Source organism: Colwellia sp. MT41, from assembly GCF_001444365.1.
Classification (GTDB): Bacteria; Pseudomonadota; Gammaproteobacteria; order Enterobacterales; family Alteromonadaceae; genus Colwellia; species Colwellia marinimaniae.
Map to the genome: position 1 here is coordinate 3,459,248 of NZ_CP013145.1, position 20,989 is coordinate 3,480,236.

Genomic DNA, 20,989 nt, shown 5'->3' on the forward strand with positions numbered 1-20,989 from the left:
AACGAATAATAATTATAAAAAAACTCGCCGAAGCGAGTTTTTTTACCCTGAAAATTAAGCGCTATTTACCCTTATTTAACATACTTAGCTTTAGTTTTTAGTTTTCACTGGAAAACCACGATCACGCATTAACGCCTCAACTCTCGCATTACGCCCTCTAAAGGCGCGGTACGCTTCGCTTGGGTCAACCGCGTTACGAACACTAAATAAATGCTCAACGAGTTTAGCGGCAACTTCTTTATCGTAAAAACCACCTGGCGCTTGGGCAAAGGCCTCAGCCGCATCAGAGGTTAATACTTCTGCCCACATGTAACCATAATAGCTAGCCGCATAACCTTCGCTGCTAAAGATATGACCAAACTGAGGACTACGATGACGCATCACAATTTGCTTCGGCATATTAAGGGCAGCTAACGTTTCACGCTCAAACTTATCGACATCAATACCGGTTGGGTCTACCGTATGGAATTTCATATCCACTAGAGCTGAAGCTAGATATTCCGTGGTTTTAAAGCCTTGATTAAAGGTAGCTGCTTGTTTAATTTTAGCCACTAACGATTTTGGCATTGGCTTGCCGGTTTTATAATGCACAAGGTAATTATCAATGACTTCATCGGTAGATAACCAACGCTCTAATAGCTGTGATTGAAATTCAGTGTAATCACGTACGCCTGAGTTCAACGTTGGGTACTCAACTTTAGAGGCTAAAAAGTGCAATGCATGGCCAAATTCATGGAAGTAAGTTTCCGCATCAGACCAAGAAATCAAGGTAGGCTGTCCAGCGATGCCTTTAGAGAAATTGGAGTTGTTAGCAGACAAGACATTTTTCTTACCGTCAAAGGTGGTATGCGACCGATAAGTAGTTGCCCATGCACCTGAGCGCTTACCTTTGCGCGCAAACGGGTCTAAATACCATAAGCCAATATGCTCACCTGAGGTTTTATCTTTAACTTCCCAAACACGCACATCTTGATGAAATACCGGCACAGAGCCATCGGTTACTTCGGTAAAGTTAAAGTTAAATAAACGCCCTGCCACATAAAACATAGCTTCACGCAGGTTATTAAGTTGTAAATACTGTTTTACTTCATCAGAGTCTAAGTTGTATTTATCTTGACGCACTTTCTCAGCATAAAAACGATAATCCCATGCTTGGATTTGCTCGATACCATCTTGTCTCTTGCCTATGGCAAGCATATCAGCAACTTCTTCCTCGACACGGGCAATCGCTGCCGGCCAAACTGATTCCATCAAGGCGATGGCATTTTCAGGTGATTTAGCCATACGGTCTTCTAAGCGCCATGACGCATAATTTTTATAACCTAATAAACCAACACGTTCATGACGTAACTGTAAAATTTCAGCCATAATGGCATTGTTATCATACTGGTCGCCATTATCACCACGACTATAGTAGCTGTGCCATACATTTTTGCGTAACTCACGCTCTGTTGAGTAAGTTAAAAAGGGATCCATTGATGAGCGAGTATTGGTTATGGCGTATTGACCTTGATGATCACGCTCATTCGCTGCTGCTGCTGCCACGTTGATAATTGATTCAGGTAAACCACCTAATTGTGACTTGTCTAAATACAGTACATAGCCTTCTTCATCCGCTAAAATATTATTACCGAACTTGGTTTGCAGCTGGGCTAAACGCAAATTGATGTCTGCATAACGTTTTTTATCTGCCACATTTAAGGTCGCACCATTACGGGCAAAGCTATTATACATTAATAACACTAAACGCTGATTTGCCGGGCTCATCGCCTTAGTTGCATCACTGTTATACACCGCAGAAATACGTTTAAACAACTTTTTATTTTGATTTATTTTTGAATAAAACATCGACAGTTTTGGCGCTATCTCATCTTGTAGTGCTCTAAATTCTGGGCTAGATTTGTTGGCACGCCAAATACCGTAATAGCTGAATAGTCGGCTTAACTCTGCGCCCGTTTTTTCCATAGCCACTATGGTATTTTCAAAAGTAGGCGCTGAGGTGTTATTGGCAATGAGTTCTACTTCCAGCAATTTATCAGCCATGGCTTTATCCATCGCTGGCACTAGCCCAGTTAAGGTCACTTGCTCAAAGGCGGGTACGCCCTGAAAAGGTCCTTGCCACTTAGCAAGTAGGAGATCTTGTGACTCTTGTACGGTTTGCACACTAGTCGCGTTATTTAATGTCTTAGCTGCGGGCAGAACATCAGTAGTATTAGTTGCTGTTGAGCAACCCATCAAAATACTAGAAACTAAAAATGCCTTGATAAATAGGGGGTTCATTGAATATTCTCTTTTATAGTAATTAGCTCTAGTTTACCAAGCATCAAGTAGCGGGGATATATCAGTGATTACCGTCTATCGCAGTATCTCTACAATTAAACTTATTTTTATGCAAAAGACATAAAAAAGGCCGACTACTAATGTAGCCGGCCTGAAGGGGAGTGGAGTATAACAAGTATATTAAGTCCTTTCTCTGTCCTTAAGAATGACAACGAAACAAATTGATATGGGTTGGGAGCTCCCCTAAAACTGTGCTGAACTCGTTATTTACTCGCCGTAGTTTTAGCGACAAAGTCGACTAGCTCTTGCTCTGTAATTGCTTTATCAGCGTTACTATCGATTTGCTGAAAAGATTTCACTAACCATGCATTGTTACCGGCCATAACCTCTTGCTGACTTAATTTGCCATCTTTATCATTATCTAATGAAGTAAAGGTAAACTTATTAGCTGACTCTTTCACCTCTGCAATCACTAGTGCCTTGGCTGAGGGGGCTGCCTGTACCGCAGAGTTATCATCTGTACTATGAGCTAGTGCATCATCAGCATTGACAAAAAACGACGCCATACTTACAGCAACTACAAATGCGGTTACGTGCGTTAAACTGATACTATTCATGGTAATCCTCTGTTTAAAATTAAAGCGTTAATTAACGCGGATTAAATTCATTATCGTTTGAGCATAAGCACACAGTGTGCCATGATTGTCATAACATTGATTTAAAAGGATTTTACAAGATGAGATCTAGATGTTACCTGCTAAAGCTAGGTAAAACTGTCGCCATATAGCAACAGAATAAAAAATTAATGGCCAACTATCACTAATTACAATGCACATAGTATGATTAACCAAGCATTTACAAGGGTTTACACAATGAAATTTAGCTATACATAACTGTCTCAAAATAAAGACACCCTTGTTTTTGCTTAATTTTTCAGACAAAGTAGCTACAGTTCGATTCACTGCAGTAGAGTTCAGGCTAAAATTTCATGGCAAACCTTAACAACCTCAGAAAAAGTAAAGCGAGACTAAATAAGCTGCTGCTGTCGTTTTATCTTTTTAGTCAGTCATTACTTAATAATGTTTCCATCAATAAGCTAACCTTGCTTGGCTTTACCTTTGTTGCTATGCCTCTAGTGATGGCTTTACTTTTTAGTGCAAATAAGGTCAGTCAACTAGCCAAGCAAAGTACCAGTGCTATATATCATGTTGCACAATTAACCCAACTCAATAGTCGCCTTGATGACACCATTGCTAAAGTTGAGCGTTATGCCAGTCAATATATAGTGCTTAAAGATGATGAATTACATACCGTCTTTCAACGCCAGCAAAAATCATTAGCCGCCATCATTCAAGAAGCAATGTTAATGCAGCAAGATATCGCATTAAAGGAGCTATTAAATGCCTTAAAAATTGAGAATGAGAGGATATATACCTTGATAAATAGCGCTGGCGCAATTTCACTATCGTTAAATCAAATTCAATTAGAATTCAAGCGGTTACACCTCATTAATAAAGAACTAGAACAACGCAGCAACGTTGTCATTAATCAGCAAGTATTAGATATACACCGCACCACAGAAAAAATTAACAATAATATTCTTGCGCGCTTATATATTATTCCTCTGACACTATTGATAGCAGGTGTGTTCATTATCCTCATTACCACACCATTAAAACGGCTCACTGATAAAATAAAACGACTAGAGCAAGGTGATTTTGAACAAGAAATTAGCTTGCATGGTCCTGCCGAAATAAGAGCAATAGCCGATGCTTTAGAGAACATGCGGCAACGTCTACATTCCTTAGAATTACAAAAATCGAGTTTTATTCGCCATATATCCCATGAATTAAAAACTCCACTCGCGGCGATCCGAGAAGGCAGCGAACTTATCTATGATAATAGCGTTGGCCCACTCAATGAGGAACAACAAGAAATTTGCGCTATTATTCGCGCCAGTGTTAATCGTTTACAACGTTTAATTGAAGATTTACTCGATTTTAATATCGTCCTAGATTCAACCAGCTTACATGGCTTAGAAAAAATAAACCTAGCGCAGCTAATAAGCGACGTTTGCCACGTAAGAAAGCTCGACATTAAGTCAAAATGTTTAACCTTAAAGTGTACTAACAAGCCCAGTTTTATTTACAGTAATAGTAAACAACTGAGTGTAATTTTAGATAATATTTTGTCGAATGCGATAAAGTATTCACCGATAAACGGTAATATCACCATAACGTATAGCAGTAGCAAGGAGTGCTTAACCATTAATATTATTGACCAAGGCCCAGGGATAGAGTTATCACTTACCGACAAAGTATTTGATGCCTTTTATCAAGGCCAAGCACCAGAAAACAGCCAAATAAAAGGCAGTGGCTTAGGCCTTACCATAGTTAAAGAGCTATTACTGCGCCTAAATGGCAGTATAAAAATCACCTCGGCAGAAAATCTAAACACCGCCACTCAAAGTGGTGCCTGTGTCACCATCACCTTGCCTAATACACAAGTAGATAATGAATGATGAACAGCAACAACCTTAAGGTACAAATACTTAGCACTTTCATCACCTCGAAAGCGGTAAAATATAGCACTGGCTCGCCTCGCTGGATTAGACCATATCTATCGATGGGGCTAATTATCCTCTTAGCCAGCTTAGCCAGCGCTTGCCAAATGCCCCCGCCAGCCACTAAGACTAATGATGGCGTCAATTATAGCCAGTATTATTTATGGTTAAAAACCTTAAACAAGCAAGAGGTTTTGACAGAAGAGCAAAAGCAGCACGTTTTAATAAATCAGCCGTTAAAGGGTGTCAACTTTAGCCAAGGTAAGCTTATTTTAATTTATAGTTTAGCCAATACGCCACTGCATCAACCCTATAAAGCCAAACGACTACTTAATGAACATTTATTAGCCAGCAATAATATGAGTAAAGAAAATGTAGCCTTTACCATGTTACTTAGAGATCAACTAAATACTCAGTTATATTTATTGGAAAAACAGGCCCGCTCTAGTAAAAAGTTTTCTCAGCAGAGCGATGAACATCACGCAGAGATTAAGCAATTAAATAACCAACTAAACCATGTTAACCAACAACTAATGCTACTCAAACAAATAGAGCAAAATATTAATGAACGTGGCTAAGACCAATCGGCTTAACTGAGAGCTCACTTAACGAGAATTAATCCGTTTGCTATGCCCCCTAAGAGAGAAATTTATGAGCATAAACACTCAAACAGTTACCCAGTACTCTGCCAAAATTCTTATCGTAGACGATGATCCTAGTCTATTACGTTTACTCAGTATTCGCCTATCCGCTGCCGGCTATAACGTTGAGTCTGCCGCCAATGCCAAAATAGCGTTAGGGACATTGCAACATTTCATTCCACAAGTGGTCATTAGCGATTTGCGTATGGATGGCATGGATGGCATGGCTTTATTCGAGCAAATTAGAGTACAACACCCGAATATGCCGGTAGTGATAATGACTGCCCATGGCACAATTCCGGATGCAATTAACGCCACGAAACAAGGGGTATTTAGTTTTTTAACTAAGCCTTTTGAAAGCCAAGAATTACTAGAAACCGTTGAGAAAGCCATACGTTTACAACCATCAAGTGGTGAAAAAACCTGTGAAACAGAGCGTTGGCGCAATAATATTATTAGTCGTAGCACTGTGATGACCTCGCTATTACAACAAGCTAAACAAGTAGCCACTAGTGATTTCAGTGTGCTTATCCATAGCCAAAGTGGTACCGGCAAGGAGCTACTAGCCAAAGCAATTCATCAAGCCAGTAACAGAAAAGACCAAGTTTTCACCGCGATAAACTGTGCGGCGATTCCTGAGCAACTGCTAGAGTCTGAATTATTTGGCCACGTTAAAGGCGCCTTTACTGGCGCCGTTCGCAATCATCAAGGCTTATTTCAAGCAACCCATGGCGGTACTTTATTTTTGGATGAAATTGGCGATATGCCATTAAGCTTTCAGGTAAAGCTACTGCGAGTGTTACAAGAAAGAGAAGTAAGGCCAGTCGGAAGTACTCAAGCGATAAAAGTCGATGTGCGTATCATTTCGGCCACCCATGTTAATTTAGTCAAAGCGATTAAAGACAAAACCTTTAGAGAAGATTTATATTACCGACTCAATGTTGTTGAGTTGGAATTACCTCCCCTAGTACAGCGACGGGAAGATATTCCCTTATTAGTACAATACTTCTTAAACCAAGCCGTTGCTCGTTCCAATATGCCGATAAAAAGCATCAGCCAAGAAGCCATGGAATTGCTAATTAGTGCCCCTTGGCCAGGTAACATCAGACAACTGCAAAATGTGGTTGAGCAAAGTGTCGCCTTATCAAGTGAAAACGTTATTAGTGCCGGTCTAGTAAAGAATGCCTTGCGTGATGATGCCACTCAATTTCCGTCTTTTCAGCAAGCACGTGATCATTTTGAGCGAGATTATTTAGCAAAATTATTAAAGATTACCGCAGGTAATGTTTCACAAGCGGCGCGAATTGCTCAACGTAATCGTACCGAGTTTTATAAATTGCTAAATCGTCATCACATAGTTGCTGGCTCATACCGTGTAGATTAAGCAAGGTGACTAAACAATTGGCTAGCAAATACATAAGCGGGGCGCAGTTTAATCAGTAAGTGACACTAGGCCAGTGTCACTTAAAGCAATTCAAGTAAGTTTCTTCCTACGCTGCGAGACCTAGAAGGCTAAGAGGCAGGCATTGATGGCAGAGAATAGTTAATGAGGATAATTTTCTCAGGATAATTTTCTCAGGATAATTTTCTCAGGATAATTACTCTGGATAATTTGCTCCTGCATTATCTAATAAGGTACTTCCTGTACCGTCTGCATTATCTAACAAGGTACTCCTGTACCGTCTGCATTATCGAATAAGCTACATCCGGGCTGCGTTATTGTCAAAATCAATAACGCCGCAGGTAAGCCTTTTAAACTCGCCTATTTTCATACTAAGGTCGACATATTAACTATCAAGCAAGTAGCCGCTCTTGTAACCAAGCTGAAATATCTGTCAGCTGCTCGGGTAATACCGAATGCTCCATGGGGTAAGTTTGCCAAGTCACCTTATATTGGGCTGCGTTTAGCAATGCATTTGCCATTTTACCAGCACTCAAAGGGACAACATTATCTCGCTCGCCATGATTTTGCAAAATAGGGGTCGCTAAATTGGCGGGATGACATTGCTCGGGAAGTTTATCCGCGGTCGGTAAATAACAAGATAATGCCAAGATACCGGCTAAGCTTTGCTCAAAACGTAAACCGGTAAATAAACTCAATACACCACCTTGGCTAAAACCAGCTAAGACAATATTTTTCGAGGCTATGCCCAAATCAATTTGTTCTTGGATTAAGGCCTGTACTCGTTTTTCCGACTCAAGTACACCGGCCATATCAGCGCGATTATGTAAATCCATACTTTTAATATCATACCAAGAGCGCATAACAGAGCCTTGGTTAATCGTTACTGGCTGCTCTGGTGCATGGGGAAAAATAAAGCGAATACCGTGATTTTCTGGCAAAGCTAATACCGGCACAATAGGAGCAAAACCTGCTCCAGAGTCGCCCAGACCATGTAGCCAGATGACACAGGAGGTTGCTGGAGATTTCGGTTCGATGGTAATTCGTTCAAGTGGCATTGTTGGCATAAAATTCAATGTTTTGTTCATTAATAAAAAGATGTCATATCATAGCAACCGTTAGTCCTTGTGGCAAAAAAGCAGCATGAAATTACACTATTTTTACCATAATCTGCCGACATTACTTTGAAAGTAATTAAAAAATGTCCAGCTTTTACTGGCAATATTACGACTCTGATAAAGAACACTTAAACGCTGGGCGATATGCTCATGGCTCAATGATAAGCGTTGTCAGCTCTGCCCTTGACCATTATTCTTTAGCAAGTCACTATTGAAGGCATTATTTCTTAGTACGTCATTTTTAAAATCATCATTGCTAAGTACATAATCAGGTGCTTTGCACAGCCCTAAACCTTGCTTAGCCACTACCGCTAACAGTGAGTTGCTCTGCTGCAGATGCTATCAGCGGTGAACAATATAATTTGTGCAGCAGCTTAAGCTCTCAACACTCACTAGCTTAAGTTGAAAATTTTAGAGTCAGCCTTAAATTTATCCATCCTCCCTGTATTTATTTAGCCCCCTGAAAATTAACGTAAGTAATGCACTTTTCATTGATCTATTCCGGGCATCCGCTTTTACTATTCATTACCATCATTCATTACCCTACTGTCGTAATCATCTTAGCTGTATATAAGGCACACATCCGATGCAAATCACCGACTTAAAAACCGAACAAAAAATACCGCCACTATTACGCTTAGGCTTTCGACCATTTTTTCTGAGCGGTGCTCTCTTTAGCGTTTTTGCCGTTACTCTTTGGTTATTAATGTATCAGGGTACCATCAGCCTATCCCCATTAGGTGGCGGCTATTGGTGGCATATTCATGAAATGATTTTTGGCTTCGGCGGTGCCATCATTGCCGGATTTTTATTAACAGCAGTGCAAAACTGGACCGGCGCACGAGGCGCTCAAGGAAACACCCTATTAGCCCTATGGCTACTTTGGTTAGCTGGACGTATCTTGCTCATAGTACCTGAGTTACTGGGCGAAAACTTGAGCAGCTTAATTGACCTAGCCTTTCTGCCCACCGTTGCTTTTGTCTTGGCAAAACCTATTATTGCCATCAAACAGTACCGTAATTTGTTTTTCGTACCGCTATTAGCATTATTCACCTTGGCTAACACAGAGATGCACTTAGCACTATATTATCCAACCAGCTTCAACATTGCTTTTGCTGGTTATGCTGGGGTAATGTTAGTGACATTTTTAATGTCGGTAATGGCGGGTCGTGTTGCGCCTATGTTCACCGCAAACGGTACAAAAACACCCAAAGTAACACCACTACCTTGGTTAGATAAAGCGGCCAATGGTAGTTTAGCGATTGCCATGTTCAGTTTGCTATTACAGCCCGTCATTGGTTTTTCGGGACGATTTTTTGGTGTTTTACTCATTATTGCCGGCATCTTGCAAACCATACGTTGGTTAAGATGGCGACCTTGGCTCACCTTAAACGTGCCCCTGTTATGGTCTCTACATACCGCGATGAAATTCATCTGTTTTGGTTTACTGCTCTTAGGCTTGAGTTATTTACTGCCTGAGGTACCAAGCAAGCATATTTGGCATTTACTTACTATTGGCGGCATGGGTGGTTTGATTTTAGCGATGATTGCCCGAGTTTCTTTAGGTCATACTGGCCGCCCGCTAACGCCACCAAAATCGATGTCCATTGCTTTTATTTTAATTAGTTTAGCGGCCTTGGTGCGTACTTTTGGCCCTTGGGGACTACCCGAGAAAACGTTACTCTTTATTGATATCAGTGGCGGTTTATGGATTGGCGCCTTTGCTATTTTTATTGTCGGCTATGCGCCGATGTTAATAAGCGCAAGAAAAGATGGTCGCCCAGGGTAATGTTCGTTGTCTGCAGTTAACATGCTAGCTTTTAGTGTGCTAAAACCTAGCAAAATCTAACGAAAACTAACGAAAACTAACCAAACTTAAGTTAAGCCTAACTAAAGCTTCACTAAATAAGCCAGCTAGTATTAAATGTACTCGCTGGCTTATTGTATTTACAGTCAGCTAGACAAGATAACTAACCCCCTAAACCTTTGAGTACAATCATGCGCGCGGTATTTTTAGATAAACAAACCTTTAGTTCAACCCTTGATTTTTCTATCATTGAGCAACAATTAACTGAATTAAGCTGTTATGCCACAACCTCAGCGACTGAGGTCATCAGCCGTTGCCATGATGCTGAGATTATTATTACTAATAAAGTACCCTTAAACGCAGAAATCTTAGCAGACTTACCGAAATTACGGCTAATTTGTATCAGTGCAACGGGTTATAACAATGTTGATATTAATGCCGCCAAGCGTTTAAATATAGCCGTGAGCAATGTCAGTGGTTACGCAGGGCAATCCGTTGCACAATATGTTTTTGCTCAGTTACTCGAGTGTTATCAGCAAACCAACCATCATAATAACAATACTAGACAAGGTTTATGGTCAACAAGCGATGCTTTTTGCTATCACGGCAATGGTTTTAGTGAATTGGCCGGTAAAACACTCGGTATTATTGGTTACGGAAATTTAGGTAAAGCCGTTGCCGCGATTGCGCAAGCATTTAATATGCAAGTGCTTATTAGTGAGCGACCCAAGACAACAACCGTTCGAGCAGGTCGAGTTGCTTTTGCGCAGGTAATAGAGCAAGCGGACATTATTAGTTTACATTGCCCACAAACTGCTGAAACAGAAAACCTTATTGATGCTAGCGTTTTATCACGGATGAAAAACACCGCAGTACTAGTCAATACGGCCCGCGGCGCATTGGTTGATGAGGTAGCGTTACTAAACGCCTTAAAAAATAAAGAGATAGCCTATGCTATTTTAGATGTTTTAAGGCAAGAACCTCCGCCAGTAGCGCACCCCTTGCTTAAGAGTAAGTTAGCAAACTTGAAAATCACCGCTCATATTGCCTGGGCAAGTATTGAAGCTCAGCAGCGTCTGATTAATTTATTAGCGAATAATATTATCGCCTTTAAACAAGGTCAGCGTTTAAACCGTTTAGACTAAGTTAACTCACTGAACGCTGATATTTTAACTGAAATTTGTGTTGCAACCTTCGTGCACTGACATAAATACCTAGCTGCAACTTGCTCGCAACTTTGCTATCTTAGGTCTGGTATAAGCAATTAAGTGCCTTAAGAAATTCCATGACTAATCAAAAAAATACTATTCGCTATGTGCCGTTAACCTCAGCATATTTTTCACAAGTTATCACCCTGGCGAATCAAGTGCACGGTAAGGGTTATTTGGATAATGACAAACTAAGTCAATGGACTAATAAAGGCATAGTTAACACAATTAACTGTAGTTTTGTTGCCTTGCTCGATAATAAGCTTATTGGCTTTCGTAGTACCTATTCAGCCAATCAGTGGCCAATAGATCATTGGTGTAGCCCAACGTTATGGCAAGTAGACCCGCAAAAGTGTTGTTACTTTAAATGCAATACCGTCGATGAAAAACACCGCGGCTTAGGCATTGGCAAACAACTACTGCAACTTGCCATTGAAGCCGCAAAACAGCAAGGCGCGCTCGCGGGTATAAGTCATTTATGGCAACAAAGCCCTAATAATAGTGCCGTAGCCTATTTCACTAAATGCGGTGGAAAACTGATAAAGTCTCACCCTGATAGATGGCATGAAGAAAGTAAACAAGGCTATCAGTGCATTTTATGTGGTCATGATTGTCATTGTGAAGCCGCTGAGATGATCATTCACTTTGACAATAAAGGCTCACTTAGTGATTAGCTTTTATTGATGCAGTTAAATAGTATTTTCATCATCATTAAGCTGCTCTTTTAAATGCTTAAAAATATCTTCATTAAATAGCGCTAAACCTTTTCGAGTTAGAATAAAGGATGAGGCGCTACCGACATCATGGGCAATAACATCCTCATGACGTAAAAAAGCTAGCGTGCCAATATGAGCTGAGCGTTTATCGACATCACTCTCGATATCGGGAAAAATATCATTAAAGCCAATTTCTGTCGGTGTAGGAAAGTGTTGCGCTAATACGTTCAGTATAACGACAGCTGACTCATCAAATTGGATAAAACTTACATTCATTATTATTCCTGCTGGTGCGATTAAATAACGGCTACCTAAAATATAGCAGACTCACTTCAATTAGAAAGTTGTTAGCGCTCCGCGATAACTTAAGCAATGATTAATAATATTGTTAGCCGTCATTCGTTGTCATCAGGTGAAGTATTCATCGGTAGCTGCCAATTAATCGCGCTAACCTTGCGATGAGTTAACCATACATTTGTTTTGGAGAAATGCTGACAACCATAAAAACCTCGATAGGCCGACAGTGGTGAAGGGTGTGGACCCGCTAACACTAAATGCTTTTCCTGGTTGATGTTTTTTCCTTTTTTGTGGGCATGTGCGCCCCAAAGAATAAAAACACAGCCCTTATTATGGTTATTTAATTCCTCAATAACTTGCTGCGTAAAGGTTTCCCAGCCTAGCTTTGCATGTGAATGAGCATTAGCCTGCTGTACGGTTAACACGGTATTCAGTAATAACACTCCTTGCTTAGCCCAATGCGTTAAACAACCATGTGTGGGCGTAGTAAAACCCTTGATATCCGTCGACAATTCTTTATAGATGTTAACCAGTGATGGTGGCACTTTAATCCCTACGGGTACGGAAAAGGCTAAACCATGGGCTTGACCTTTGCCGTGATAAGGATCCTGACCAAGAATAAGCACTTTAACATCCGCTAAATCAACGTACTTAAAGGCGTTAAAAACATGCTTTTCTGCTGGGTAAATGGCAATTTCAGCGGTTCTTTGTTTGGCTATTTCTGTCACTAAGTTTTGAAAGTACTCTTGCTTCGCTTCACGGTTAACTAACTGCTGCCATTGGGGTTTGATCATGATTTTTCCTAGAAAGTTAACCTTCACTTTAACAGCTAAAGTTTTACAATTGCTACCTTAAAAGTAAAAAAGCCATCACCGAGGCGATAGCTTTTATATTTTACCTTAGTATTATACCTTAAGTAATGAGACTAAAAATTTGCAAGTAAGTTGCTAAGCGACTGTACAGCTTGACTTACTTAACAGGTAGCTGCGTAAATCACTAAAATTCGCCGACAGATCTTCCGATAAAATAGGCTCGCCGACACAAGCAGCCAACTCTTTTGGTAAACTTATAGGTTGTCCAAGAATACTTTCAACAATTTCTTTAAATTTCGCCGGATGAGCTGTGCCTAAAAACACGCCAAACTCCCCATCCTCTGCATTGTATTGTAGAGCTTTATAGGCGATAGCTGCATGGGGCTCAGTAATATAACCCAGTTTACTTAACTGAATGACCGCAGACTGGGTTTGCTCTTCATCGATAGATACTGAGCTAACACAGCCCTGTTCAACAATACCGCTTTTCAGCATATGTTCAACACGTGGCCAGTTATTCGGGTTACTGACATCCATCGCATTTGAAATGGTAGCCACCGTTTTATTCACCGTCCATTGCCCTGTTTTAAGGTAACGAGGCACAGTATCATTAACATTGGTTGCGGCAATAAAGCGCTTTATCGGCAAGCCCATAGCCTTGGCAAATAAGCCAGCTGTTAGGTTACCAAAGTTGCCACTTGGAATAGAGAAGACGATATTGCTTAAATCACTTTTTACTCGTGATAATTGCGCTACTGCTTCAAAGTAATAACACACTTGCGCTATCAGTCGACTAATATTAATGGAGTTGGCGGAGTTTAAACCAATGATATTAGCCAATTCTGTATCATCAAATGATTGCTTAACTAACCTCTGACAATCATCAAAATCACCATCAATCGCTAATGTTTCAATATTACCGCCTAGGGTAGTAAACATCTTCTCTTGCAGTAAACTGATTTTCCCCTTGGGGTACATAATAACCACACGAATGTTATCAATCCCGTGAAAAGCATGAGCAACGGCCGCACCAGTATCACCTGAGGTCGCCGTTAAAATGGTTAAAGGCTTAATTTTACCACTTGCTTTTACATCTTTGGCAACAAATACTTGTAAGCATTTCGCCATAAAGCGCGCGCCAAAGTCTTTAAACGCTAATGTCGGACCATGGAATAACTCTAAAACTGCCCGTTCAGGGCTAATAGGCTGTAATAAAGCCGGGAAATTAAAAGCATCCGTAATGATGTCAGTTAATTCATTCTTGCTTAAGTCATCGCCAACAAAAGGTTGTAGAATTTTAACACTACGCTCAACTAAAGGTAGTGCCAGCAGTTCTTCAATATTATCAAATTTAGGTATAGCAGTTGGGAAAAATAAGCCCTGATTTTTACCTAATCCTTGTTTTACCGCTTGTGCGAAACTTACCTGTTCGTCATTTTCTTTTAAATTATAATATTTCACTGTCATTCCTAATAATCTGTTTACTAAATTGTTTAGCTTTACTATTTAGATATGATTAATGCCAATCGTTTTTTAATACCTAAGCTAAAGCTCAGTTGCACCAACATTATCTACTTTACATACGTGGACAAAGCCTAGTGCGGTTTGTAAATAATTATCTTGTAACCATAGAGCAAATTTCTGCGCTTGTTGTTCGCTATCACAAACACAAAATAGTGTTGGCCCTGAGCCTGAAATGCCAACAGCTAAGGCGCCTTGTGCGGTCAAATAGTCGCGAGATACTTGATACCTTGGTAACAAATCTGTGCGATAAGGCTCAGCAACGACATCGGTTAGTACCGCAAAAGCTTGGCTCTTATCTTGACGATGACAGGCATCGACAAAGGTTGCTAAATTTTGACCAAAACTGATCAAGTCACTACGACTATATTCAGTAGGTAAAACATCCCTGGCCGCTTTAGTTGATACGGCAATGCCTGGATAGGCCATAACATAGAAGCAATCATCAAAGCTTGGTAAAAGGCGCGAAATGACGTTTTCATCGGGAACCATTAATTGCAAGCCACCTAAATAACAAGGTGCAACATTGTCGTAATGTATGCTGCCACTAATTTTAGCTTCCATTTGCCCAGTCATTTTTAATAAAACATTTTTAGCAAAGCTAAAACCCTGATATTTTGCATAAAAAGTATTTAATGCTACCAGTGCAGCAACAACAGAACAGGCACTTGAGCCTAAACCACTGCCAACTGGCATTTTTTTATCTAAGGTTAGCGCAACAAAAACAGGGCTTTGCTCAGCCTTGAGTAATTGCTCATTAAAAATTAATAAACATGACCAAACAATATTATCTTCTTTCTTACTAGGCAGCTTAGCGGCAAATTCACCCTTAACCGTTAAGCTGTTGGCTGCTGTTGTCGCCGATACGGTAACCACATCGCCTAATAAGGTGCCATCTATTGGTTTTACTGCGAGCCCTAATACATCAAAACCGACACTAAGATTACCTATAGAGGCAGGTGCAAATACCGAAATACTGGTGTTATGAATAGACATTAGTGTTGTTGTTCCCAAGTTAAAGTTCTTAATAAATCACCAAAAATACCGGCGGCAGTTACTGCTGCGCCTGCGCCGTAACCACGTAAAACAAACGGTAACGGTTGGTAATATCGACTATGTATAGCTAAAGCATTTTCCCCGTCTTTAATGCCATATAAGGGGTGTTCAATACCAACGGCTTCGATTGATACTTGGCATTTTCCAGCCACTATATTGCCGATGTAACGTAGTACTTTACCTGACGTTTTAGCACTGGCTACACGCTCGGCAAAGCCACTATCCAGTTTGCTTAAGTTAGCCATAAACTCACTGACATTACCACTATCATCAAAATCACTAGGTAATACTGATTCTATTGTGATATCAGATAACTCTAAGGGCATACCTGCTTCACGGGCTATAATTAATAGTTTACGTGCGACATCCAGTCCACTTAAATCATCACGCGGATCTGGCTCGGTAAAACCATTTTCCTTGGCAATAGCGGTAGCCTCTGATAACGACATGCCCTCTTCAAGCTTACCAAATATATAAGATAATGAACCTGATAATACCCCTTCAAAACGTTGTAGTTCATCACCTGCTTTGATTAAATTCTGCAAGGTATCAATAACAGGTAAGCCAGCACCTACCGTGGTTTCATATAAGAAACGGCGGTTCGTTCTCTGCGCAGTAGTGCGCAGCTTTTGGTAATACTCCCATGAATCAGTATTAGCCTTTTTATTGGGGGTAACCACATGAAAGCCTGCCGATAAATAATCTACATAACTCATGGCTAATGCTTCATTAGACGTTGAATCAACAAAGACCGGATTTATCAAATGATTATCACGAACAAACGTTTTCAGGTTCTCAACATTAACGGCTAGTGGTGGCCCTGCTTGGGCAACTGCTGCTTGCCAATTATTTAAATCAATACCGTCTTGGTCAAATACCATGCCTTTAGAATTGGCAATACCATAGACTTTCAAGACGATATTTTGCTTTTTCAAACTCGCTTGTTGACGAGATATTTGCGCGATAAGCTCACTACCAACAACACCACAGCCGACGAGAAAGACATCAATGGTGCGCTGGTGAGAAAAGAAATTCTGATGACTTACCTTCATGGCATCCATGCATTTTCGCTGTTCCACCACAACAGAAATACTACGCTCGGAAGAGTCTTGCGCTATAGCAATCACATTGACTCGCGCTTGTGCTAATGAGCTAAAGAATTTAGCGGCAACGCCGCGTTGGTGATGCATACCATCGCCCACAAGTGAGACGATAGATAGTTCACCTTTTAACGATAACGGTTCAAGTAAACCATTTAAAAGCTCTAATTCAAATTCATCTTCTAAGCTATGTTTGGCAAGTTCGGCATCTCTAGAATAAATACAAAAGCTAATACTATATTCACTAGAGGACTGACTTATCATAACCAGAGAGATATTTTCTCTACTCATGGTAGCAAAGACACGACTCGCCATGCCGACCATACCTTTCATGCCAGGGCCAGAGACATTGACCATGGTTAAGTTATCAAGGTTAGAAATTGCTTTTACCCGTTTTTGTGGATTATTTTTATTAGAAATTAACGTCCCTGGTGCACTTGGATTACTGGTGTTCTTAATTAAACAAGGAATATGGTATTGCGCGATAGGGCCTATTGTTTTTGGATGTAACACACTGGCACCAAAATAAGACAGCTCCATGGCTTCTTGATAAGACAAATTATCCAGTAATTTAGCTTCTTTTATATAGCGAGGATCGGCGTTATAGATACCATCGACATCGGTCCAAATCTCACAACACTCAGCTTGAGCACAAACGGCTAACACAGCAGCCGAATAATCAGAGCCATTACGCCCTAATGTCGTTATTTGTGGTAGGCCATTATTAATGTCAGCATAGACGCCAATAAAGCCAGGCATTAAAGCCACTTGATTCAATTCATGGTATTCACTGGCAAATTTTTCTTTCGATAAGACTAAATCTGCCACGGCATTCAGTGATGAATTATTGGTAAATAGAAATTTTTCAGGTGCTAATAGCGAAACTTGTAAACCATAAGCTTGTAGGACGGCATCAAGAATTGCTACGCTTAACCGCTCCCCCGTACTAATAATACGAGCACGGATATGATCAGGACAATAGTTTAGTAAGGTCGCCCCTCGCATATAGCGTTCCAATTGCTTTTCATAATTAGTTAATGCTTGCTGACAATGTTGGTTATTAAAATTAGTAATACTTGCGGATAAGTCATCAATAATGGTGGTTATTGCGCGTTTAAAGTGACCTAAGTCAGTTACCATTTTTGCTTCATCGCTAATATTTTCAGCCATGGCAACTAAGTGATTGGTAACACCTTGTGGTGCAGAGACTACTATCGCAAGTTTGGACGATTGACTTTGCTCTTTAATAATATCGGCAACTTGGCGAAAGCGCTCAGCCGAAGCTAATGATGAGCCACCAAATTTAAGTACACGCATGTTTTGTCCTTTGTAAAGAAATAATGAAGTAGCTAGCTCTGTTGTCAGCTTGGCTATAAACAGTCAATTGACATTAGAGTTAAAGCTCTTCATCGTAAGCATAAAAAAAGCCCGTAACCTTTTCAGGTCACGGGCTTCGATAAAATTTAACTTTTTTACACGTTAGCCAGCGACCGCCACCCTAATGAGGGTGGTGGTGGTAATAATAATAAGCATAATAGTAATGTGGCTGTTGTTTATTTTCATAACCTTAAAGTGCCTTAAGTTATGATCTCTGTCAATCTTTAATAACAAAAAATATTAAATAAAAAATTATAAATTATGCATAAAGGTTATATTTTATGCATAAAAATTTATTTTTAGCTTAAATTTTGCATAAAACATCTAGCTGCGGCCTAAATTAAGCTTAAGCCAAAGGAAAACTAGTGACGAAAGCGGCACTACATACTTTATTTCGCCCCTGACCTTTCGCTTGATATAAAGCTAAGTCGGCTTGCGTGATCAACTCTTCATAACGAGAGTCATCGTCACTTAGCTCGGCAACGCCCAAGCTCACCGTTACCTTGATAGCCACACCATTATAATTTAAAGATGCGGTGGCGATACTAGTACAAATACGTTGGCCAAGCTCCATCGCGCCAGCTAAATGTGTTTCTGGTAAAATAATAGCGAACTCTTCACCACCATAACGACCAAAGGTGTCTTCAACCCTTAATAAAGAGCTGACTAAGGCACTGATTTCGGTTAATACCATATCGCCACATTGATGACCATAATTATCATTGAGTAATTTGAAGTGATCTAAATCAAGCATAATCAGCGATAATTTTTTATTATGTCGGCGTGATTTTGCATACTCTTGAGCCAGTGATTCTTGCCAATGTCTACGATTATATATTTGAGTTAAACCATCAATACGGCTCATTTGAGCCAGCTCTTCTAGGGTCTTTTGTAACTGACCTTGATAATGGCAAACATCGGTTACATCCTCGATCAAGATACAGATATGCTTTTGTGCACAATCGGTTTCTATCGGTAGAAAAGTACAATTTTGTGCCATAAACTCACTATCTGTGGTGATTGGGCGAGTATGAGGCAATTCGAATAAGTGATGTCTTTGTTGCCAAGAACAAAAACTGGGGCTATTTAATTGTAAAACTGAGGTCAGCTTTCGGGTTAACCAGCGCTCAGGCAGTTCGGGGAAAATAGTAAATATCGATTGACCTATTATATTTGCAGTAGCTTTATCGGTATGTACTTGCAGAAAACGATTCCACATCACAATATTAAATTCATCATCAATCACCAAAACCCCGGTATTTAACTGGTTGGCAATTTGGCTATTGATTTGTTTAAGCATTGGCTCAGTTAACATAGGTTCCCCTGTGCTCTTTAGGTGAGTTAATGCATTAGGGTTTAACATCAGAAGTCTGCCAAGATCCGGTCAAGCACCTTTTTGATATTTAATATTGCCGTTTCAGGGATCAATAAGATCATATTGCAATTAAAAGAATAATCAGTGACTTGATAATTTATATTTATTTTTAACGCTACGTCCCAATTAAAGGTCATTTGCTGTAAATGGTCTAATAAACTATTTTGCACCATTGGCAATAATTTAGGGGCATTATAAGACATTTGGTTATCTATTTGCCGAGCAAATACATTCAAAAATGTCGTTGTTAAAATAGAACTAATATCAATTAATTGTTCATCTTGTGATAACTCATCAGGCTCATAACCGAGTAAATCAGCAATTCGACCTGAATCTTCTTCTTGATAAGCAAGCAGAGCCTCACCACGTATACCTTCATAGCCAAAGAAACCTTGACTCACTATGGCCATGGTATTTTGCTGCTGACTCAGAGTTTGTATTAAATCTTTTGCATCAACGCTTTCAATGCTGGGCACTTTCAAATAAACAAAGGTGTCCAGATAGCGAGCAAGTTGGTCACTTGCTTGACCCATAGCAATATTAATAAGCTCTTGCAGACAGTCTTGCTGATCTTCAGTTAGGTGAAATTCACTCATAAAAGACCATGCTGTTGCAAATGATTGAGTAAAACATCTGCTTTGACTGGCTTGCGCATAAACTCCTTTGCCCCCAAGGCTTTCACCTTAGCTTGCATTTCGGGTTGGATATCAGCAGATATGACAAAAACACTGCAGTTTAGCTTTAATTTTTGAATACCTTGCAAGACACCAATGCCATCAATACCCGGCATAGTGAGATCAAGAAAGAGTACTTCAACACTGTTATCACGCAAAATACTTAAGGCTTCAGCGCCATTGCTTGCCGTTTGAACTGAATTTTTCCATTGCTCGGGTAAGCTTCTAAGCACTTGCTTTCTAGCCATATTAGAATCATCACAAATTAGTACAGACGGACTCATACAGGAAAGGACCTTAATTATATTATATTATTTATTTTGTTAGCGATAATTTACCCTAAAAATAAGCAATTGTTAATAAACAATTGCTTTTATTTAGGCTACCGAGTCAATAAGGGTAAAATTAGCAGGATAACGTAAGGGTATAAATACCCATGTTACTGCAAAATACAGGATTCAGCTGGAATTTGAAACGACTTTAGGCAGGCATTGATTAAAGAGAATAGTTATTCTATTGTCGAAGTCAATAACGCTGCATAAAGCGTTTATAAACCAGCTCTACGGGGATGACTGAACAAATAATGCTTATTCATTGCCTAGTTCATTAAGAACCCTGCATGGATAATGCAGCTTAATAGAGAATGCAGGAGCATATTCTCCTGAACGACCCTTAATAAAAGAGGCGCCTTGATCATGGATCGCTCTGCTATCCTGAAACAAGCATTTTAAGCTAGCATGAGCAGCTAATGAAATTAAGCGCTATCAAGCGCTGCTGGAATATGTAGACATCTTAGCGTCAGTTTTAGACTAACCGCCAATAAGAAATGATGCACAAGCAAGAGAAAACATTGCTGAGCTGCTATAAACTGTAATAATTTTAATACTATGTTTAATACTAGGTAAATTAATTTTCATCACAAGGCCTTTTCAAATTTAAATAAAAAGTGTAAAGATAGTTAGTGAACAAATTATAATTTATGGCGGTGCAAAAGAGTGTAGTTAAAGGCTGGTTATTTGTCTAAGTTTGTCACAAAGATCAC

General features: G+C 39.9%; 17 protein-coding genes. 6 read left to right on the forward strand and 11 right to left on the reverse strand.

The genetic code is table 11. The annotated features are described in order from the left end of the window. Positions 1-90: 90 nt before the first annotated feature. Both CMT41_RS14695 and CMT41_RS14700 read right to left on the reverse strand, forming a co-directional pair. Positions 91-2,280: a M3 family metallopeptidase gene (locus tag CMT41_RS14695; RefSeq protein WP_058027693.1), complete on the reverse strand. Its 2,190-nt coding sequence runs from the start codon at positions 2,278-2,280 to the stop codon at positions 91-93. Between the two features lie 263 nt (positions 2,281-2,543). Continuing rightward, on the reverse strand, positions 2,544-2,897 hold the full coding sequence (locus CMT41_RS14700) for a hypothetical protein (protein WP_058027694.1): 354 nt from the start codon (positions 2,895-2,897) through the stop codon (positions 2,544-2,546). A gap of 371 nt (positions 2,898-3,268) precedes the next feature. Here CMT41_RS14700 and CMT41_RS14705 point away from each other — a divergent pair, with 371 nt between their 5' ends. From CMT41_RS14705 to CMT41_RS14715, 3 genes are all read left to right on the forward strand, one after another. Beyond that, positions 3,269-4,801 carry a sensor histidine kinase gene (locus CMT41_RS14705; RefSeq protein WP_058027695.1) on the forward strand — a complete coding sequence of 511 codons (1,533 nt, stop codon included), beginning with the start codon at positions 3,269-3,271 and terminating at the stop codon, positions 4,799-4,801. Beyond that, complete coding sequence (locus tag CMT41_RS14710; RefSeq protein ID WP_058027696.1) at positions 4,798-5,421, forward strand: hypothetical protein; 624 nt, start codon at positions 4,798-4,800, stop codon at positions 5,419-5,421. The genes CMT41_RS14705 and CMT41_RS14710 overlap by 4 nt, the downstream gene beginning before the upstream one ends. 73 nt (positions 5,422-5,494) lie before the next feature. After that, positions 5,495-6,868 (forward strand): sigma 54-interacting transcriptional regulator, encoded by a 1,374-nt coding sequence (locus CMT41_RS14715; RefSeq protein WP_058027697.1) that lies wholly within the window; start codon positions 5,495-5,497, stop codon positions 6,866-6,868. Between the two features lie 410 nt (positions 6,869-7,278). Here CMT41_RS14715 and CMT41_RS14720 read toward each other — a convergent pair whose 3' ends face one another. Next, the gene (locus CMT41_RS14720) at positions 7,279-7,953 is read right to left on the reverse strand and encodes an alpha/beta hydrolase (protein WP_058028247.1); all 675 of its coding nucleotides are present in this window, start codon (positions 7,951-7,953) and stop codon (positions 7,279-7,281) included. A 637-nt stretch (positions 7,954-8,590) separates the two neighbouring features. Here CMT41_RS14720 and CMT41_RS14725 point away from each other — a divergent pair. The 3 genes from CMT41_RS14725 (at position 8,591) to CMT41_RS14735 (ending at position 11,693) form a co-directional block, all read left to right on the forward strand. Then, positions 8,591-9,793, forward strand: a complete 1,203-nt coding sequence (locus tag CMT41_RS14725) for an NnrS family protein (protein WP_058027698.1) — start codon at positions 8,591-8,593, stop codon at positions 9,791-9,793. 209 nt (positions 9,794-10,002) lie between these two features. Then, positions 10,003-10,956 (forward strand): D-2-hydroxyacid dehydrogenase, encoded by a 954-nt coding sequence (locus CMT41_RS14730; RefSeq protein ID WP_058027699.1) that lies wholly within the window; start codon positions 10,003-10,005, stop codon positions 10,954-10,956. A 140-nt stretch (positions 10,957-11,096) separates the two neighbouring features. Further along, the gene (locus tag CMT41_RS14735) at positions 11,097-11,693 is read left to right on the forward strand and encodes a GNAT family N-acetyltransferase (RefSeq protein WP_083494306.1); all 597 of its coding nucleotides are present in this window, start codon (positions 11,097-11,099) and stop codon (positions 11,691-11,693) included. 15 nt (positions 11,694-11,708) lie between these two features. Here the strand turns inward: CMT41_RS14735 and CMT41_RS14740 are convergent, their stop codons facing one another. The 8 genes from CMT41_RS14740 to CMT41_RS14775 all read right to left on the reverse strand — a co-directional run bounded on the left by CMT41_RS14740 (position 11,709) and on the right by CMT41_RS14775 (position 20,231). Then, a complete protein-coding gene (locus CMT41_RS14740) occupies positions 11,709-12,011 on the reverse strand; it encodes a hypothetical protein (protein WP_057182237.1) in 303 nt (100 codons plus the stop codon). A 119-nt stretch (positions 12,012-12,130) separates the two neighbouring features. Then, positions 12,131-12,826 (reverse strand): uracil-DNA glycosylase, encoded by a 696-nt coding sequence (gene ung, locus CMT41_RS14745; protein WP_058027700.1) that lies wholly within the window; start codon positions 12,824-12,826, stop codon positions 12,131-12,133. Between the two features lie 153 nt (positions 12,827-12,979). After that, positions 12,980-14,305 carry a threonine synthase gene (gene thrC, locus CMT41_RS14750; RefSeq protein ID WP_058027701.1) on the reverse strand — a complete coding sequence of 442 codons (1,326 nt, stop codon included), beginning with the start codon at positions 14,303-14,305 and terminating at the stop codon, positions 12,980-12,982. Between the two features lie 84 nt (positions 14,306-14,389). Then, complete coding sequence (gene thrB, locus CMT41_RS14755) at positions 14,390-15,361, reverse strand: homoserine kinase (RefSeq protein WP_058027702.1); 972 nt, start codon at positions 15,359-15,361, stop codon at positions 14,390-14,392. After that, entirely contained in the window at positions 15,361-17,838 is a 2,478-nt protein-coding gene (gene thrA / locus CMT41_RS14760; protein WP_057182245.1) for a bifunctional aspartate kinase/homoserine dehydrogenase I, read from the reverse strand. The genes thrB and thrA overlap by 1 nt, the downstream gene beginning before the upstream one ends. 406 nt (positions 17,839-18,244) lie before the next feature. After that, positions 18,245-19,213: a GGDEF domain-containing protein gene (locus tag CMT41_RS14765; RefSeq protein WP_231733077.1), complete on the reverse strand. Its 969-nt coding sequence runs from the start codon at positions 19,211-19,213 to the stop codon at positions 18,245-18,247. 47 nt (positions 19,214-19,260) lie between these two features. Next, positions 19,261-19,869 carry a hypothetical protein gene (locus CMT41_RS14770; RefSeq protein WP_057182249.1) on the reverse strand — a complete coding sequence of 203 codons (609 nt, stop codon included), beginning with the start codon at positions 19,867-19,869 and terminating at the stop codon, positions 19,261-19,263. Continuing rightward, positions 19,866-20,231 carry a response regulator gene (locus tag CMT41_RS14775; RefSeq protein WP_058027704.1) on the reverse strand — a complete coding sequence of 122 codons (366 nt, stop codon included), beginning with the start codon at positions 20,229-20,231 and terminating at the stop codon, positions 19,866-19,868. The genes CMT41_RS14770 and CMT41_RS14775 overlap by 4 nt, the downstream gene beginning before the upstream one ends. Between the last annotated feature and the right edge of the window lie 758 nt (positions 20,232-20,989).

Excerpts from the sequence above, each read along its gene's own strand:
- CMT41_RS14695 (WP_058027693.1), bottom strand. The coding sequence starts at position 2,280 with ATGAACCCCCTATTTATCAAGGCATTTTTAGTTTCTAGTATTTTGATG.
- CMT41_RS14700 (WP_058027694.1), bottom strand. The coding sequence starts at position 2,897 with ATGAATAGTATCAGTTTAACGCACGTAACCGCATTTGTAGTTGCTGTA.
- CMT41_RS14705 (WP_058027695.1), top strand. The coding sequence starts at position 3,269 with ATGGCAAACCTTAACAACCTCAGAAAAAGTAAAGCGAGACTAAATAAG.
- CMT41_RS14710 (WP_058027696.1), top strand. The coding sequence starts at position 4,798 with ATGATGAACAGCAACAACCTTAAGGTACAAATACTTAGCACTTTCATC.
- CMT41_RS14715 (WP_058027697.1), top strand. The coding sequence starts at position 5,495 with ATGAGCATAAACACTCAAACAGTTACCCAGTACTCTGCCAAAATTCTT.
- CMT41_RS14720 (WP_058028247.1), bottom strand. The coding sequence starts at position 7,953 with ATGCCAACAATGCCACTTGAACGAATTACCATCGAACCGAAATCTCCA.
- CMT41_RS14725 (WP_058027698.1), top strand. The coding sequence starts at position 8,591 with ATGCAAATCACCGACTTAAAAACCGAACAAAAAATACCGCCACTATTA.
- CMT41_RS14730 (WP_058027699.1), top strand. The coding sequence starts at position 10,003 with ATGCGCGCGGTATTTTTAGATAAACAAACCTTTAGTTCAACCCTTGAT.
- CMT41_RS14735 (WP_083494306.1), top strand. The coding sequence starts at position 11,097 with ATGACTAATCAAAAAAATACTATTCGCTATGTGCCGTTAACCTCAGCA.
- CMT41_RS14740 (WP_057182237.1), bottom strand. The coding sequence starts at position 12,011 with ATGAATGTAAGTTTTATCCAATTTGATGAGTCAGCTGTCGTTATACTG.
- ung (WP_058027700.1), bottom strand. The coding sequence starts at position 12,826 with ATGATCAAACCCCAATGGCAGCAGTTAGTTAACCGTGAAGCGAAGCAA.
- thrB (WP_058027702.1), bottom strand. The coding sequence starts at position 15,361 with ATGTCTATTCATAACACCAGTATTTCGGTATTTGCACCTGCCTCTATA.
- thrA (WP_057182245.1), bottom strand. The coding sequence starts at position 17,838 with ATGCGTGTACTTAAATTTGGTGGCTCATCATTAGCTTCGGCTGAGCGC.
- CMT41_RS14765 (WP_231733077.1), bottom strand. The coding sequence starts at position 19,213 with ATGTTAACTGAGCCAATGCTTAAACAAATCAATAGCCAAATTGCCAAC.
- CMT41_RS14770 (WP_057182249.1), bottom strand. The coding sequence starts at position 19,869 with ATGAGTGAATTTCACCTAACTGAAGATCAGCAAGACTGTCTGCAAGAG.
- CMT41_RS14775 (WP_058027704.1), bottom strand. The coding sequence starts at position 20,231 with ATGAGTCCGTCTGTACTAATTTGTGATGATTCTAATATGGCTAGAAAG.